The sequence below is a fragment of the Polyangiaceae bacterium genome (assembly GCA_016715885.1).
In the GTDB taxonomy this organism is placed as follows: domain Bacteria; phylum Myxococcota_A; class Polyangia; order Polyangiales; family Polyangiaceae; genus Polyangium.
This window is the reverse complement of the sequence record JADJXL010000020.1, coordinates 150,192-165,095: the sequence shown is the minus strand read 5'-3', so window position 1 is coordinate 165,095 and position 14,904 is coordinate 150,192. Positions and strand designations below refer to the sequence as shown.

Annotated in this window: 11 protein-coding genes; 10 read left to right on the top strand and 1 reads right to left on the bottom strand. The window is 59.7% G+C overall.

The genetic code is table 11. From position 1 onward, the window contains the following. The first annotated feature begins 143 nt into the window (after positions 1 to 143). The 6 genes from IPM54_26100 to IPM54_26075 all read left to right on the top strand — a co-directional run bounded on the left by IPM54_26100 (position 144) and on the right by IPM54_26075 (position 7,443). A complete protein-coding gene (locus IPM54_26100; GenBank protein MBK9263262.1) occupies positions 144 to 1,940 on the top strand; it encodes an AAA family ATPase in 1,797 nt (598 codons plus the stop codon). A gap of 31 nt (positions 1,941 to 1,971) precedes the next feature. Continuing rightward, a complete protein-coding gene (locus IPM54_26095; GenBank protein MBK9263261.1) occupies positions 1,972 to 2,889 on the top strand; it encodes a hypothetical protein in 918 nt (305 codons plus the stop codon). Positions 2,890 to 3,392: 503 nt separating this feature from the next. Continuing rightward, positions 3,393 to 4,055 carry a hypothetical protein gene (locus IPM54_26090; GenBank protein ID MBK9263260.1) on the top strand — a complete coding sequence of 221 codons (663 nt, stop codon included), beginning with the start codon at positions 3,393 to 3,395 and terminating at the stop codon, positions 4,053 to 4,055. Positions 4,056 to 4,223: 168 nt separating this feature from the next. Next, the gene (locus IPM54_26085) at positions 4,224 to 5,351 is read left to right on the top strand and encodes a DUF262 domain-containing protein (protein MBK9263259.1); all 1,128 of its coding nucleotides are present in this window, start codon (positions 4,224 to 4,226) and stop codon (positions 5,349 to 5,351) included. Continuing rightward, positions 5,348 to 6,475, top strand: coding sequence for a DUF3696 domain-containing protein (locus IPM54_26080; protein MBK9263258.1), 1,128 nt, complete (start codon positions 5,348 to 5,350; stop codon positions 6,473 to 6,475). The genes IPM54_26085 and IPM54_26080 overlap by 4 nt, the downstream gene beginning before the upstream one ends. Then, entirely contained in the window at positions 6,472 to 7,443 is a 972-nt protein-coding gene (locus IPM54_26075) for a hypothetical protein (protein ID MBK9263257.1), read from the top strand. Before IPM54_26080 ends, IPM54_26075 begins: the two co-directional genes overlap by 4 nt. 63 nt (positions 7,444 to 7,506) lie before the next feature. Here the strand turns inward: IPM54_26075 and IPM54_26070 are convergent, their stop codons facing one another. Next, positions 7,507 to 10,152, bottom strand: a complete 2,646-nt coding sequence (locus IPM54_26070; GenBank protein MBK9263256.1) for a hypothetical protein — start codon at positions 10,150 to 10,152, stop codon at positions 7,507 to 7,509. 211 nt (positions 10,153 to 10,363) lie between these two features. Between IPM54_26070 and rdgC the strand changes: the two genes are divergently transcribed. From rdgC to IPM54_26050, 4 genes are all read left to right on the top strand, one after another. Beyond that, the gene (gene rdgC, locus IPM54_26065) at positions 10,364 to 10,999 is read left to right on the top strand and encodes a recombination-associated protein RdgC (protein ID MBK9263255.1); all 636 of its coding nucleotides are present in this window, start codon (positions 10,364 to 10,366) and stop codon (positions 10,997 to 10,999) included. Beyond that, positions 10,999 to 11,580, top strand: coding sequence for a hypothetical protein (locus tag IPM54_26060; protein MBK9263254.1), 582 nt, complete (start codon positions 10,999 to 11,001; stop codon positions 11,578 to 11,580). Before rdgC ends, IPM54_26060 begins: the two co-directional genes overlap by 1 nt. A gap of 211 nt (positions 11,581 to 11,791) precedes the next feature. After that, positions 11,792 to 12,805, top strand: coding sequence for a hypothetical protein (locus tag IPM54_26055; GenBank protein MBK9263253.1), 1,014 nt, complete (start codon positions 11,792 to 11,794; stop codon positions 12,803 to 12,805). A 6-nt stretch (positions 12,806 to 12,811) separates the two neighbouring features. After that, the gene (locus IPM54_26050; protein ID MBK9263252.1) at positions 12,812 to 14,263 is read left to right on the top strand and encodes a hypothetical protein; all 1,452 of its coding nucleotides are present in this window, start codon (positions 12,812 to 12,814) and stop codon (positions 14,261 to 14,263) included. Positions 14,264 to 14,904: the final 641 nt, after the last annotated feature.

The window sequence follows — 14,904 nt, the reverse complement described above, 5'->3', positions numbered from 1 at the left end:
GATGGGGGACACACCATCACGAGCAGTGCGGCACGTCCATGGGTGCACGGTTCAAATAGACGCACTCATGCGAGAATGCCGAACTTGACGGTCTTCCGAGCCCGTGCAAGGCTCGCACCCGAACGTTTTTCCGCGAGCGCATCATGATCCGACCCATCCCCATTGGCATCGATGACTTCCGCAAGCTTCGCGAAGAGGGCTTCGAATACGTCGACAAGACGCATTTCATCACGGAATTCATCGACTCGAACAACATCAAGGTCATCCTCGTGCCGCGTCCTCGAAGGTTCGGCAAGTCGATGAACATGACGACGCTGAAGTGGTTTTTGGAGAAGCGCGACGAGAATCTTTGGCACCTGTTCGAAGGGCTGCATGTCGCGCGAGCTGGGGACAAGTACCGCGAGCATTTTCAGAAGTACCCTGTGGTGCACATCAGCTTGAAGGAAGCGAAGGCGGAAGATTTCGAAACGTGCTTTCGCGAAACCAAGCGATTGATCGGGGACATGTACGCGCAGCACGAATCTGCGCTCGAAGGGAAGCTCGATCCTCGCGACGAAGCAGACTTTCGGGCTATCTGGCGCGGCACGGCGGACGACGCGCTTTACCGCCGATCGCTGAAGAATCTGACTCGGTACTTGCATCAAGTTCACGGCGTTCGGCCCATCGTCTTGATCGACGAGTACGACGCGGGGATTCAGGCGGGCTACTTGCACGGATTCTACGAGAAGGCCATTTCCTTTTTTGGCGCCTTCTTCTTGGCGGGGCTCAAAGACAACATGCACCTCGAACGCGCGGTGATGACGGGAATCTTGCGGGTGTCGCGCGAGAGCATCTTTTCCGAGCTGAACAACGTGGGGGTGTATTCGCTGCTCGATTTCGAATTCAATACGTGTTTCGGATTCACGGAGCCCGAAGTGCAAGGGCTGCTCGAAAAGGCTGGCATGGCGGATCTGATGGACGCCGTTCGCAGTTTCTACGACGGGTACGAATTCGGCATGGTGGACATTTACAACCCTTGGTCCATCTTGAGCTTTTTGGCCCGCAAGGACCGCAATGTGGTGCCGTATTGGGTGAACGTGGGATCCAATCTGCTCATCAAGGAGACCATGCACCATCACGCATTTGCGGTTCAGGAGGAGGTCGAGACGCTGCTCGGAGGGGGGGTCATCGAAAAGCACATTCATGAAAATGTGGTCCTCCCGGACTTGAAAGAGGACCCGCGAGTATTGTGGAATTTGCTGGTTTTTTCGGGCTATCTGAAGGCCGCTCGACCAGGACCGCCGATCCCGGGGCACCCGCGGCCTCCGTTTCGGCTGTCGATTCCGAACAAGGAAGTGGCCGAAGTTTATCGAACGACATTCCAGTCGTGGATGGATCGAGCGCTCGTGGGTCAAGGTGGAGCGCTGCAAGAATTGCTCGATGCGTTGCTCAAGGGCAATGCTCCGCGATTCGAAAAGCAACTGCAGAAGTTCGCGGGCTCGTTGCCATCGTACCACGACGTCGAGGGACTCGAGCCGGAGAAGTTTTACCATGGAATGATGATTGGGCTGCTCGCATCGCTCGAACCGGATTACGAAGTCCGCTCGAATCGAGAATCGGGCGAAGGGCGGCCGGATGTGCTGATCAAGCCGCGGTATGCGGGCAAGGCGGGGGCGGTGCTCGAATTGAAATCGGCACGCAAAGGTGTAACGACGATCGAAAAGGCCATGGCCGAGGGGCTACGGCAGCTCGAGGAAAACGATTACGCAGCGGATTTGCGAGCAGCGGGGGTGGAGAAGATCACGCAGATGGTGGTAGCTTTCAATGGAAAGCGAGTGATGGTGTTGCCAAAAGGAGCGAAGGCGCCGAAGAGAGGCGCCATCAAGAAGGTGGGCGAATCCATCAAGAAGGCGGCCAAGAAGGTGGTCGCCAAGGCAAAAAAGGCGACGAAGAAAACTTGACGCTCGGACGCGGTTGGTTTACGCGGGACGAGTGAAACCGACACATCGAACGACGCTCGCTGCAATGGGAATGTTCGTCTTCGCGGCGGCTGGCTGCAAAGGGACGGACGAAGGCGCCGAGAAAAAGGCTGCCGAAAAGAAGGCGCTGGAGGCCGCGATACCCGAGGTGGGTAAGGCGGTCGCGCTGATCTCCGCGTATTTGCCGTACACGGAGGATCCGGGGGCCAAGGAGAAGTACGCGACGAAGCGTCGCAACGACATGCAACGCGCGACGGAACAGGCCGCGAACGAGATTCGGCACGCGGCCAACAGCGCCAGGCAGCGCGTGAACCGCGAGGATACACCGCCCACCAAGGCACTCGCGGACGCGTTCGCGGCGATCTCGACGGCATGCACCGATGCGAACGAACAAGCGAAGCTCGATGCGTGCACCGCGAAGGTGAAGGCGCTCGACGAGGCGCTCGGGAAGTTCGAGGCTGCGTGCACGGCGGCGGGAGTCACGGCGAAGGTGCCGCGCGTGGGGCCTGCGGCCGTCACGGAGGACGCGAAGAAAGCCATTGCGTCATACGTAAAAGCGCGCGGACCGGGACAGGCAGAGGCTGCGTTTTTTGCAAAATGCGCCGACGAGAAAGCTACGATCGCCGCCGTGTTCGACGCTTGCAAAGCCGCATCCGCCGAGACGGAGCAAGTCGCGAACACCTACGAAAAGGCCGACGAGCCGATACGGGTGCTCGCAGCGACGCACAACATGTCGGTCGGCGCGCAGTGCAATGCGCTCGCCGCGGTGGAGACGGCGCAGAAGGAAGTGCTCGCTTGCAAAAACAAGGCGACGACGCCTGAATGCAGGAATTCGTGCGCGAAGATCAAGACGGTTTTGGACGAAGGGATCCCGGCCGCTGCATTCGCGAGCCTCGAGAAAGAACACGCCGAGATCTGCGAGAAGAAGTAGACGACGGGCCGCGACATTACCCACCCCACATCCATCCCCAAATGCCTCGGGCATGCTCGGATGACGTTTCCCGTCCATGTGAAGCGCCAAGGTGCCGGGCCCTTTTGCAAACCGCATCACCGTGCAATGCCGCTCGACCTGCCCCAAAGCGCGCTGATACGGACAACGAGCGCGCCGTGAGGTCGCCCGAGGCCGATCCACATCGATGTGGATCGGTGGTCGGGCACCTCGGAGGCGGATCCTCGAGGCTGTGGTTGTGCGGATCGAGCTGGCAAAACGCGGTCCCACATGGATGTGGATCCGGATCTGCGCAGGCTGGAGCGTTTTGGTGTCGATGTGGGGCGAGGCGTAGAGTGATGCAGACCGATTCCAGCGCGATCGGCGGCGATTTGTGCGGCCATTCGTGGCGAATCTTGGCGATGCGAAAAAAGTTGGCCCTGGGTCGGGATGGCCTGTAGAGTCCGCTACCGTCCGAACGAACAGGACAAGACGAGGAGTGAAACATGGGGACGATCATTCGCCGAGATGCGGCGGCCGAGGCCATTGTCGAGGATGGCGATACGACGTTGACGAAGGCGTCGGCGCGCGGGGGCAAGTGGAAAGAGCTGGCTGACGAACGATTGGGCACGGTGCTGGGGTTGGTAGGCAACGTGTCGGCGCAATTGACCGAAGCGCAACAGATGCTTGCGCCGCTCGAGGCGGACGTGGACACGTTGAACATTCGCTCGGACAAGGTGCTCGGGAAGACGTACGACGTGATCTGGAACGAGATTGGCCGGCCTGGGTACGACGCGGCGCTGTCGGTGCTGTTCCCGGAGGGGATTGCGTATTATGCGCAAGGGGACACGGACGAGCAGCCGGATCGGATGGATATCTTGGTGCAACTGCTGCAGGCGGGATTGCATCCGAAATTGTCGAAGGCGACGGCGGATGCATGCGCGGCCGAAGTGGATGCCGAGGCGAAGGCATTGCGCAATGCGGTGGAGGCGGTGCGCAAGCCTGCGGCGAAGGTGAAGGTATTGAGTCGCGTGCGCACGGCATTGGCGAGGGTGGTGCATACGGAGCTATCGAATTTGAAGCGGCTGTACAAGGTATCGGGGTTCAGCGAGGCGGAGATTCACACGGTGATTCCGGATCGGCCGGTGAAGAAAAAGAACGAGGGGTAGCGGGATTTGGGGGTGGCGGCTGCCAGCCAGGCGCCCCCGCCCCAGATGCCGAGTGCGTCCGCTCCTTTTGTACTTGCATTTCGGGCGTGACACGGATACTTGTCGCGCGAGTCGTAGCCAGGTTGCGTGTACACACCATGGTGATCAGGGCTGAAGGAGAGGCTGTCCATGTCGGATGCTGCGCGTGATGTCGAGGACACCAACGAAGAACAAGGGGTCGATGACGAGGACACCAGCGCCGATGGGATTGTCCGTCCGTATGACGCGAGCAAGCTGCGCGTATCCAAGTGGGCTCCGACGCTGGACCTCATACTCAAGCGGATAAAGCGAGGAGAAATCGACCTCGCACCGGGGTTTCAGCGCAAAGCGGGGCTTTGGAAGGACACGGCGCAAAGCCGCCTGATTGAATCGATCCTCATCCGCATTCCCCTTCCCGCGTTTTACATGGATGCCATCAATGAGGATGTCATGGCCGTCATCGATGGCATCCAGCGCCTCACAGCTTTGGATCGATTCGTCAACCGTGGCGAACTGAGGCTGACGGGTCTCGAGTTCTTGGTGGATCTGCAGGGCAAATCGTTTTCCGAGCTGCCGCGAGGCCTTCAGCGGCGGATCGAAGAGACGCAGGTGGACGTCAACATCATTGAAAAAGGGACGCCTGTCGAAGCAAAGTTGAATCTCTTCAAACGGATCAACACCGGTGGATTGAGTCTGACTGCACAAGAAATTCGACATGCCATCAATCCGGGAGCGTCGCGGGCCTTTTTGAAAGAGCTTGCGGAGTGCACCGAGCTCAAAGAAGCGACGGGCGGCGCCCTGAGCTCGGATCGTATGGATGATCGGGAGTGTGTCCTGAGGTTCGTCGCGTTCATTCTCACGCCGGCAGAGAATTATCCCAACACGGACTTCGATCCGTTCCTCAATCAGGCGATGCAAGCCATCGACCGCATGAATCCCGAGCAGCGTGCGGAGTTGGCCACGAGATTCCGTCGAGCCATGACGAGCGCGTCGCACGTGCTGGGGAACAAGGCATTTCGCAAGGTCATGCCGAGCGGTCGTCGGGGTCCGATCAACAAGGCGTTGTTCGAGGCCTGGTCGGTGAATTTGGATGCGTGTTCGGACGAAGAAATCGCAGTGCTCGCAACACGCTCCGAAACGCTGGTCAGCCATTTCGTTCAACGATTGGCGAACGTGCCCGAGTTCGAGCAGGCGCTTTCTCAAGGGACGGGCGATCGCAACAAGGTCAAGTTGCGCTTCAGGACCATTCGTGAGCTCATCCAGGGGGCCCTCCAATGATTACCGAAATCGAGCTTGGGAATTTCAAGTGCTTCGAGCACGAAAAAATTCCTTTGGGACCGCTGACGCTTGCCACGGGACTCAATGGTGCCGGTAAATCGAGCCTCATCCAATCTCTCTTGTTGCTTCGCCAGTCGCACCAGCAAGGTTTACTGCGACAAGGACTGCTCGCGATCAATGGTGATTTGGTGCAGATTGGCACCGGGCGCGATGCGCTGAATGAAAGCGCCGAGGAAGACGTGATCACGTTGGGACTCACGTGGACCGGCGGGTTGACGGCGCGCTGGGCATTCCGGTATGACGCGATAGCCGATGTCTTGTCGAAGGAGTCAGCTCGAGCGGCCGAGGAAGTTTTCAATCAGCCGCCTTTCGCGAGCAATTTTCATTATCTTGCCGCCGAGCGCGTGGGTCCTCGTGCTTCATTCGGCATGTCGGATTATTCGGTGGCCCATCTGCGGCAGCTTGGATCGAGCGGCGAACATACCGCCTACTTCTTGTCGTTGTTCGGCAGGGAGCGTGTCGCAATACCGACGCTGCTGCATGAACGCGGTGTTTCCGAATCGGCGCTCGATCAGGTCGATGCGTGGCTTGGCGAAATCAGCCCTGGAGCCCGATTGCACGTCACGGCCCATCGGGCAATCGACGCGATGGAGGTGCGTTTTTCATTTACGGGACCCAACGGGAACACGAATGAATACCGCGCCACCAACGTTGGCTTTGGGCTCACCTATACCCTGTCGATTCTCGCGGCCGTACTTTCGGCACGGCCAGGAGCGACGCTGGTGATTGAAAACCCCGAAGCGCATCTGCACCCGCGCGGTCAGGTGCGCATGGCGAATCTGCTGGCACGAGCTGCGGCGGCCGGCGTTCAGGTCGTCCTGGAAACCCATAGCGATCACGTGCTCAATGGCGTGCGCCTTGCGGTATTCGACGGAATTCTTGCGCCTGAAGCGACATGCATTCACTACTTCGAGCGACGTGTAACGCCGGAGAGCATTTATCACACGTATTCGACGCCAAAGATCGACGCCGATGGACGTCTCGACCATTGGCCGGAAGGCTTCTTCGACGAATACGAACAGGCCCTCGGGCGGCTCATCGCACCACGGCGAGGTGGGCATTGACTTGCCTGCTCTTTTTCAACGAGCTCTCCGCGACGCCTCTCTCGTCCAATCTGCACGAAGCGCGATTTCGGATGGATCGTTTCATCGGCACGCTGCAACGAGTCCAGTATACGTCGAATGGTAAACTCCCTACCCTACGGCTTCACATGAATGTCGCGGATCTGGAGCTGACGGCACAATACCCCATTGCACGTTGGCTCAATGATCCCGACGTCGAGAAGGAGCAGCGTACGTGGCTCCAAGCATTGGCAGCTCGGTCCCCGTTGTTTCCGACGGCTGCGGAGGTCGCGGTCGCAGTTCATCCCGAAGACCGTGTCGACTGTTTTCACGCAAAACGCGAAGCGCTTGCGCTCAGTGCGGCGCGACTGATGGACGGTCTTCCCGTCAGCATCCTGTCCGACCCAGTTTGGGACACGGAATGGCTGGAAATAACCATACACGCACTCGATGCGGCGGGGGATCTGGTCGAGTCACAAGAAAAGTTCAGGCACGCGAGCAGACCCGAGCACATCGATATCCACGCGGATTGGCTGCATTCGCTTTCACGAATCACCGTGAAGGATGGTCGAGATTTGTGGGACAAAAGGAAAACGTTATTTCCGGCGCTGGAGATGTGCAAAGAGGTGCGAGCACAGCTTGCTGGTTTCAAAAGCGGTGATCCCGCGTTGCGACAGATTGTCAAACGTCTCCTGGAAATGCAGCAGTTCTTTGCCACGTGGCAAGGAACTGCGATCGGTCCATCCTCACTTCCCACGAAATGCACGCCCGAGAGCGTGAGCACGATGAATAAGTACCGGGAAGAACACACGTTTACGCGAGAAAACGGGCAGCAAATCGAGTTTTCGTGGCACGTACGCTTTACGCCGGATCCGGGGCGAATCTTTTTCGATGGAGATCCGGATACGTTCAAGGGCATCGTCGGATGCATTGCGCGCGATGGATTGCCCACCGTCAAAGCCCCAACGTAGTCGTTGCACCAAGAGCAGCGGGCCAGCGATCGTCTGCTTGCTTTAGCGTTTCGAGGACGACGCTCATTCCAATCGGAGCAGCGCGAAGTCGGAACCCGTGGGGTTCACGAATGCGCTGCCGCCCGCGACGAGCTTGCCGTCGGGCTGCGAAACCAACGAAGAAAGGCCGCTCGCCCCATTCGTCGGTACGAATGCCATTCCCTTGTCGCCAAATGTCGTGTCGACCGTGCCGTTTTCGAGCAATCGAGCGATGAAGCCGCGTGACGTGGTTCCATCGAAGAGCTGGCCAGCAACGTACAGATTGCCATCCGCACGCATCTGCAGGGCGTGCCCGATGACGGCTTGGTAGCCGAAATCCGCGGTCGTGGCGCCATTGATGCCGAACGAAGTATCGAGCGCCCCGTTCGGCAAGAGTCGCACGACGAGCAGCTTGGCGAATTCTCCCTTGTTCCCAATGAATGACCCGAGACCAAGGCCAGCACTGCCATTGGTGGGCTTGCCCGCTTGACCGACGAGCAAATACTTGCCATCGGGTGCTTGCATGACGTCGAGCGCTGCCTCGGCGGACGTGATTGGATCCCCATCGGCATCCATCGCCAGTTTTCCATCGGCATCGAAGGACGTATCGAGCGTCCCATTTTCGAGATACCGTGCGACCGCGACGCCGTAAGCTCCGGAATTCGTCGGGCCGCGCCCAGCAGCGACGATCTTCCCATCACTCTGTAGGGCGATTGCAAACGCACCACTTGCGCCACTCACCTCGCCCACGGCCGTCGTCGTGGCACCCGTGCCGGCGAAAGTCGGATCGAACGTGCCGTCGGGCTGTAGTCGCGCCACGCCAAACGTGCCGGCCCCGACGTTCGCCGAGCCCACCACGATCAGGCGACCCGATGCGTCGAACACGCCCTTCGAGCACGATCCGTTTTTGCCTGCAGCATAATCGACCACTTGCTCGCCGGCTGTTCCGAAGCTCGCGTCGACGGCGCCATCGGGCGTAAACCCGGCGACCACACACTTGAGAAAACCCCCGGTCAATACGAACCGGCCTGTCGAATCGATTGCAACGCTGCTCGTGAGCAGGCTCTTGGGCTGCGTCGAAAACAGGCGTCCGCCCGTTGCAAACGATGCATCGAGCTCGCCGGTCGGCAGATAACGCGCAGCGACCCATCCATCGGAGAATGCAGTGTCCACGACGGCCTGCCCAGCCGCGATGAGCTTGCCGTCGGGTTGCAATGCGAGGGCCGAAATGCCGTCCGCCGATGCTCCCATGTTGGCCACGACGAGCCCCGCCATTCCAAAGGCTGCATCGAACGTTCCGTTCGCATTCACGCGTGCGAGTGCCGTGCTGTGGGTCGACAGGTCGTCACCCGTCACGTGCACCGACCCGTCCGTGGCGACGTGAACGCCGTGCGCGTAAAACCCGAGGGGCATCGCTCCTCCAGGCGCGAACGTGGTATCGAGGGCGCCGGTTGTCGTAAGTCGCACCAATGCGGTGGACGATGTGGCATAGATGCGCCCGGAAGGCTCGATTGCCACGCCGTCGACACCATTGGTCGTGCCCAGGCTTGCAATGCCGTCGCCGTCGAAGGTGGTATCGAGCGCGCCCGAGGCGGCGAAGCGCACGATCACGCCATCCGGTCCACCATTCAAACGTGCACCGATGAGAATCTTGCCATCGTCCTGCGTTGCGATTGCATTCGCCCCGAAGGAGGCCGAAGTATTCACGGTGTTCGCCGTTGCGATGCCCGTGCCATTGAATGCCGTATCGAGCGCCCCATTGGGCGTGAAACGGCGAACGACCACCGCATTGAAGGGCCCGCCGACGACGATGATGCGTCCTGCCGAATCGATGGCGATCCCGTCGCCGGTATCCGAACCCGGTGGATCGTCGATGGCTGCGGTTCCGCCGGCTCCGAAGGTGGTATCGAGCGCGCCGGAGGCCGTGAATCGGCGCACTCGCAATGGACTTTCGCCCTTGGGATCGGCAGCTCCGCCCACCACGACGATTTTGCCGTCCGCCTGTACGCGGATTGCACGCGAATACAAGTCCGGCATATCGATGCGACCGCCGGAGCCGAAGTTGCCATCGAGTGCGCCATTGGCATCGAGGCGAATCAGCGCGCCGCCATAAAAGAGGTGCCCGAAGGCCACGATGATTTTGCCATCCGGCGCCACGGCCATACCGCCAGGGGTTGCGCTGATGGGGCCAGGCACGAGCGCTCGGCCATCGATTCCGAATGTTTTGTCGAGCGTTCCCATTGCATCGAAGCGCTCGACGAATATCGACCCGTTGGACTTGTTCATGCCAACCACGACGAGCTTCCCGTCGCTCAGGCGCTGTACATGTTGTCCCGAGTCGTCACCATTGCGCATGGGTGTCGTGACGAGCTGCCCGCCATTGAACGTCGGGTCGATTGGAATGACGGCCCCACCACCCAAACCGCCCGCGCCACCTCCACCGGCACCTCCAGCGCCGCCGCCGCTGCTGCTGCTGGAGCTCGACGCACCTCCCCCAGCGCCGCCGCCGCTGCTGCTGCTGCTCGACGCACCTGCCTCGCCGCCGCCGCTGCTGCTGGAGCTCGTCGCACCGCCCTGTCCGGTGCAGTTCGAGGTGCATTCACCGTTGTCGCCGCACGAGATGAAGACAGGCGATCCGAGTGTAACGAGGGTCAAAACGAAGGCAAATTGGGGTCGTCGTGAAAGTTTCATGGATAAAGGGACTACATGAATTCCGCACTACCGTCAACGGATGAGTGACGCGAAGTTTCACGGATTGTCGCATGCATCCAGTCAGCCTTCCGAAGCGTGACGTGCTGACGGCGGTATTGACGAAGGAGGAGTGTCGGGAGGGTTTGCGACGTGCCGCCGATGCCAGTCGTTGCGAAATCTTCTTGCCTTTCCTTCGGACCTGTCGTACTCGATGCGCACTTTGGGTGCACTCCGCGGCAATCTGACATTCGCGCGCTTCTACGTTACGGGTGATATCCCCGACGATATTCCCGGCACGACGCTGAAGCGCATTCGAGCCAACGCATTTCAGCCACTTTCGCCCGACGATGACAAGAGCGAAGGGTTTGGATGGGCCAACATGGAGGATCCGGTCGACACGGATCTCGACCACGAAAAAGTCTTTTACAACGAATATGTTTGCCTTGCCCTGCGTGTCGATCGATGGGCTATCCCGGGGCCGCTCTTGAAGGCGCATCTGCGTGACGCAGAACAGGCGCTCCTGGAAAAACGGGGACTCGAAAAGCTTGGTCGGCAAGCGAAGGCGGACCTGAAGACGATGGTGGTGCGCAAGCTGCGCAAGCAGCTCGTGCCGTCGCTGAAGAGTTACGACATGGTGTGGAACCTGAATTCGAATATCGTGCACTTCTTCAGCCAATCCGAAAAAGTCACGTCGCTCTTCGACGACCTTTTCAAAAAGACGTTCAAGCTCGATCTGGTGCCCGAGAGTCCCGGAACGGCTGCGGAACGCGTGGGTCTCGACGCACGACAAGCGGCTGCTTTTGCGGGGCTCGAACCGACGACATTGGCGCGACTGGAGGAAGGCTGATGGAGCTCTTGGATTTGGTCGAGGGGCGTCGATTCATGGGCCGCGAATTCGTGGTTTGGTTGTGGTTCGAGAGCGAAATGCAGGAGACGAACCTGCGTCCGACGGGGGTGGATCCTTGTTCGTTATGGCTCGAAGCGCAAATCACGCTGGTGCTCGAAAAGGAAGAAAGCCGCCTCAAGGGGGCGATTCCCGCGTCGTCTCCCGAGGCAAAAGAGGCGCTTCGGCAGGGCAAGCTTCCGCGGGAGGCGAAGATGCGTCTCGTGCGCGGGGATCGTGAATTCGTTTGGACGCTGAAGGCGGATACGCTTGGGCTGTCGGGGTTGAAGTTGCCCACGCAGCTCAAGAAAGACGACGAAAAGCACGAGGTATTTTACGAGCGAATGATGTTGCTCGAGGACCTGGATGCGACGCTTGCGGCGCTGTATGCGGACTTCGTGCAATTGCGACTTTCGGATGCATGGGATGAAGATATCGAGCCGCTGATGCAAAGCTGGGCGCATGGCGAAAAGCCGGATGCGGATGCGTATTTGGTAGCGAAGAGCGCGGTGCTTGCGGCCAAACGGGCAAAGCGGAAGCGGTGAGGTCATCTCGAACGCGTCGTATGCCCGTCACGCGGCATCGAGCGTCCCGAGCGTGACGCATCGACTCGTCGGCGCAGACGATGAACTCTGTGTGCGAGATTTCCAATTCGAGCTAGAGTTTAGCCGGCAGAGGCAATGGGGGGCTCCGTATGTCCGGACCTGGGCCTCCCATGCGCGGATCGAGTTTTCTTTTCTTTCGCACGAGGGCCTGATGTTGGAGATCGTCTACTCGGCGGGGCTCATGCTTGGACTCGGTGGAGCTGCGGTTGCGGGGATGCGAGCAGCTCATCTTTCGCGAAAATGCGGCGCGCTTGGAAAACGCGTGGAGGCGCTCGAGGCAGAACGGCGCGTTTGCGAGACGAAGTTGCTCGTCGCGGTCGAGGAAGACAAGAGAAAGGTCGGGTGGCTCGACGAGCAGGAGCGGGAAATCCTTCGATTGCGCGCGGAGCTCGAAAAACGTCCGATCCTCACGCGAAAAATATACAAAATCATTACGTTTGGCGTGAAGGCGACGGGCAAAACGTCGCTTACGTTGAAATGGGCCAATCCGCTCATCGACCTTGGGCTTCTGCAAGGAACGAAGATTGAACGTTACGAGCGCACGGTGAGTCACGTGCTGCAGAACGACGTGATGACGGAGCACGTCTTTCAAGTGGGGGATTGGGGCGGCGAGCATGTGGTGGACGCGCAGCACGAAGTCGTCATGGACGAGATACACGGGCTCTTGCTGGTCGTGGATCTTGCGGCACGAGATGGGAAAAACGTCGATCCCAACCGCATCCAGGAACAGTTGAAAGAATTCCAGTTCAACACATTGAGGTATTTCTTTGGGCCGAGGACGATTGCATCGTGCAAATCCGTCGTGCTGTTCATCAACAAGAGCGATGTGCTGCCTGGGACGCCTGCCGAAGTCGAGGCCGAGGCGAAGAGGCTTTACGCGCCGCTCATCGACGACCTGATGCGTTATTCGACCGAGCTCGACATTCGCGTTTTCGTGGGGTCGGCGAGTTACGGGCATTCGACGCATCTGTTGTTCTCGCATTTCGTCCAGCGGATTCTACCGTCGAGCGCTTACGACGCGCAGCTCGTGCAGCGGACGAGCGAGCTTGCGGCTGCGGCTGCCGCGGCAATGGCGCCTGCTGGTCCCACCGTTTCGACGCACGAAAAGACGGCGTCCCTGCCGGCACCTCATCCACCCTCGGTGCTCAACAAACGACCACGGTGAATTGAGATGGAATCTCGAAATCAATCTCGAGGTGCGTACGAGGTGCCGACGTACGAAGCTCCAGCGGACGCAGGATGGTTTCATTTCCTGCATGGCAACGTTCCGGGGCATCAGATCGATTTCATCTACCGACATACGATTCCATGGGGTCCGCTTTCTCGGCAACATTTCGGCCATCTGGTGCGAATACTAAAATACATCGAACCGCGCGATCCGAGGGAGCAAGCGTTTGCGATTGGAAATTTGTCTCGGGACGATACGCAGCACGAGCCGGGGCATGGCGGCATTGCGCTGGTGCTGAGCCTGCGGGTGCATGGTGCGCGCGACCATGCGGGGCGTGAGGATCCGTCATTTTCGCATGCGATCGTGGGCGTCGATCGAGCATTCGACGAGGGCGCATTCGTTCGGGCTGCGCTTTCGTTTCGGGAGCAGCTCGTCGAAAGCACTCGAGTCACGGACGAGGGTGTTGGGTTTTACCACGCGTATGCGTCGTGCGGCGAAGATCCTGTGCGCGCCGGGGCGCTTTTGCGTTCGTACGTGGGGGATTTCGATGACTTGCCGGCGCCGGGACCGAGCCGCTTGGCGTTGCAATGGACAGCGCGAGGGATCGAGCAACCGAAGCGTATCGTGATTATGCACGATGACGGGCTGCCATTCGAGGCGCTCGTGCGATGTGCCGGGCGAATCGCTGCAATTTTGTACACGTCGGACGTGCGCTGGACGATGATATCGAATGGTCGGGAGGAGGATCTCCCGAATGGCACGACGATACGGTTCATGCCAACGAACGCATTAGCATCGGCGGAGGACGGGGTGGTCGTGCATCGATGGGCGGACATACCGTCGGATGCGGAAGAGCTTGCCATGCTGCTCTTCCGCGCCAAACCGGTTCATCCGCTGGGAGGCCCGAAGCAGCGGACGCCGTGGCGGGACGAGGTGACGGCGGGCGACGATATCGAGGTGACGATCGACGAGGCGCCGGCGCGTGACGAGGCGAAGAAGGCGCCGAAGCGGCGTGCGTGGCGGTGGTTCGGCATGGTATTGGCGGTCGTGCTGGCATTTGGCGGGATATGCGCGGCGTGGTTTGGCCGGGAACAAGGTGCGGAGCGGGACGAGGTGGCGGTGTATGCGCCGGTGGTGGAAGCGGAAACGCCTGCGCCGACGGAAGAGCCGCGACAGGCTCCGGTACCGGCCGACAGCGGCAAGGTCGTCGTGAAGGAGCCGGAAAAACCGATGCCGGTTCCCCCTCTCCACGAAGCATTGCGAAGCAATGCGGAACTGGAAAGGGGGTTAGGGGGTGAGGCGCCTGCTGATGGCGAACAGGTGAAGGCGTCGACAGGCAAAGCGCCGGCACGCGTGCAGGTGAGGCGTAAGGCGGCGGCGCGCACGAAGGAGAAAAGGTGCACGTCGCACTTGGATGATTGCACGACGGCACAGAGGCAACAGGGCGTGGATTGAGACGAGGCGGGCGTTCCGTGGGGGGAGGACGCCCAGGGGTCGTTCAGTTACAGGCGCCAGCGTCCGGCTCACAGCTTTTGCTGCCACATTCCTCGTTTTGCTCACAAGGGATTCCCTTGGCACCAAGACATACGAACCTGCAATTGCCATTGTTACAATCTGTACCTACACTGCATGCGTTGTTATTGCTGCATCTGCCCGCGCATATACCACCGATACAGTCCGCACCACTTTGACAGTCAGCCAAATGCCGGAGTTTACATACGCCATTGCCGTCGCAAATCGATGATCCAGTGCAGCCGGTGTCGAAATCGGTGGTCCCGAATGCCCGATGCTTACACGCGCCTTTGAAGCCATCTAGCTCGCAGGAAGAGCACTTGTCAGTGCACCACGTTTCACAACATACATCATCGACACATTTTTCGCTCGCGCATTGGCCGTCCTTTGAGCACCCCGTCCCATTGCAACGTCCGCAATCCGTCGTGCCACAGTCGACACCGGTTTCATTACCATTTTGAAGACCATCATCGCAAGCGATGCATTCGTTGTTGCTACAGTAAGCTTTTTTCCCAGAACAATCCGTAGCGGTTACGCACTCGAGGCACCTTGCGCCGGCAGCGCAATGCCCGTTCCTTCCCTTG

Excerpts from the sequence above, each read along its gene's own strand:
- IPM54_26090 (MBK9263260.1), top strand. The coding sequence starts at position 3,393 with ATGGGGACGATCATTCGCCGAGATGCGGCGGCCGAGGCCATTGTCGAG.
- IPM54_26080 (MBK9263258.1), top strand. The coding sequence starts at position 5,348 with ATGATTACCGAAATCGAGCTTGGGAATTTCAAGTGCTTCGAGCACGAA.
- rdgC (MBK9263255.1), top strand. The coding sequence starts at position 10,364 with ATGCGCACTTTGGGTGCACTCCGCGGCAATCTGACATTCGCGCGCTTC.
- IPM54_26060 (MBK9263254.1), top strand. The coding sequence starts at position 10,999 with ATGGAGCTCTTGGATTTGGTCGAGGGGCGTCGATTCATGGGCCGCGAA.
- IPM54_26055 (MBK9263253.1), top strand. The coding sequence starts at position 11,792 with ATGTTGGAGATCGTCTACTCGGCGGGGCTCATGCTTGGACTCGGTGGA.
- IPM54_26050 (MBK9263252.1), top strand. The coding sequence starts at position 12,812 with ATGGAATCTCGAAATCAATCTCGAGGTGCGTACGAGGTGCCGACGTAC.
- IPM54_26100 (MBK9263262.1), top strand. The coding sequence starts at position 144 with ATGATCCGACCCATCCCCATTGGCATCGATGACTTCCGCAAGCTTCGC.
- IPM54_26070 (MBK9263256.1), bottom strand. The coding sequence starts at position 10,152 with ATGAAACTTTCACGACGACCCCAATTTGCCTTCGTTTTGACCCTCGTT.
- IPM54_26085 (MBK9263259.1), top strand. The coding sequence starts at position 4,224 with ATGTCGGATGCTGCGCGTGATGTCGAGGACACCAACGAAGAACAAGGG.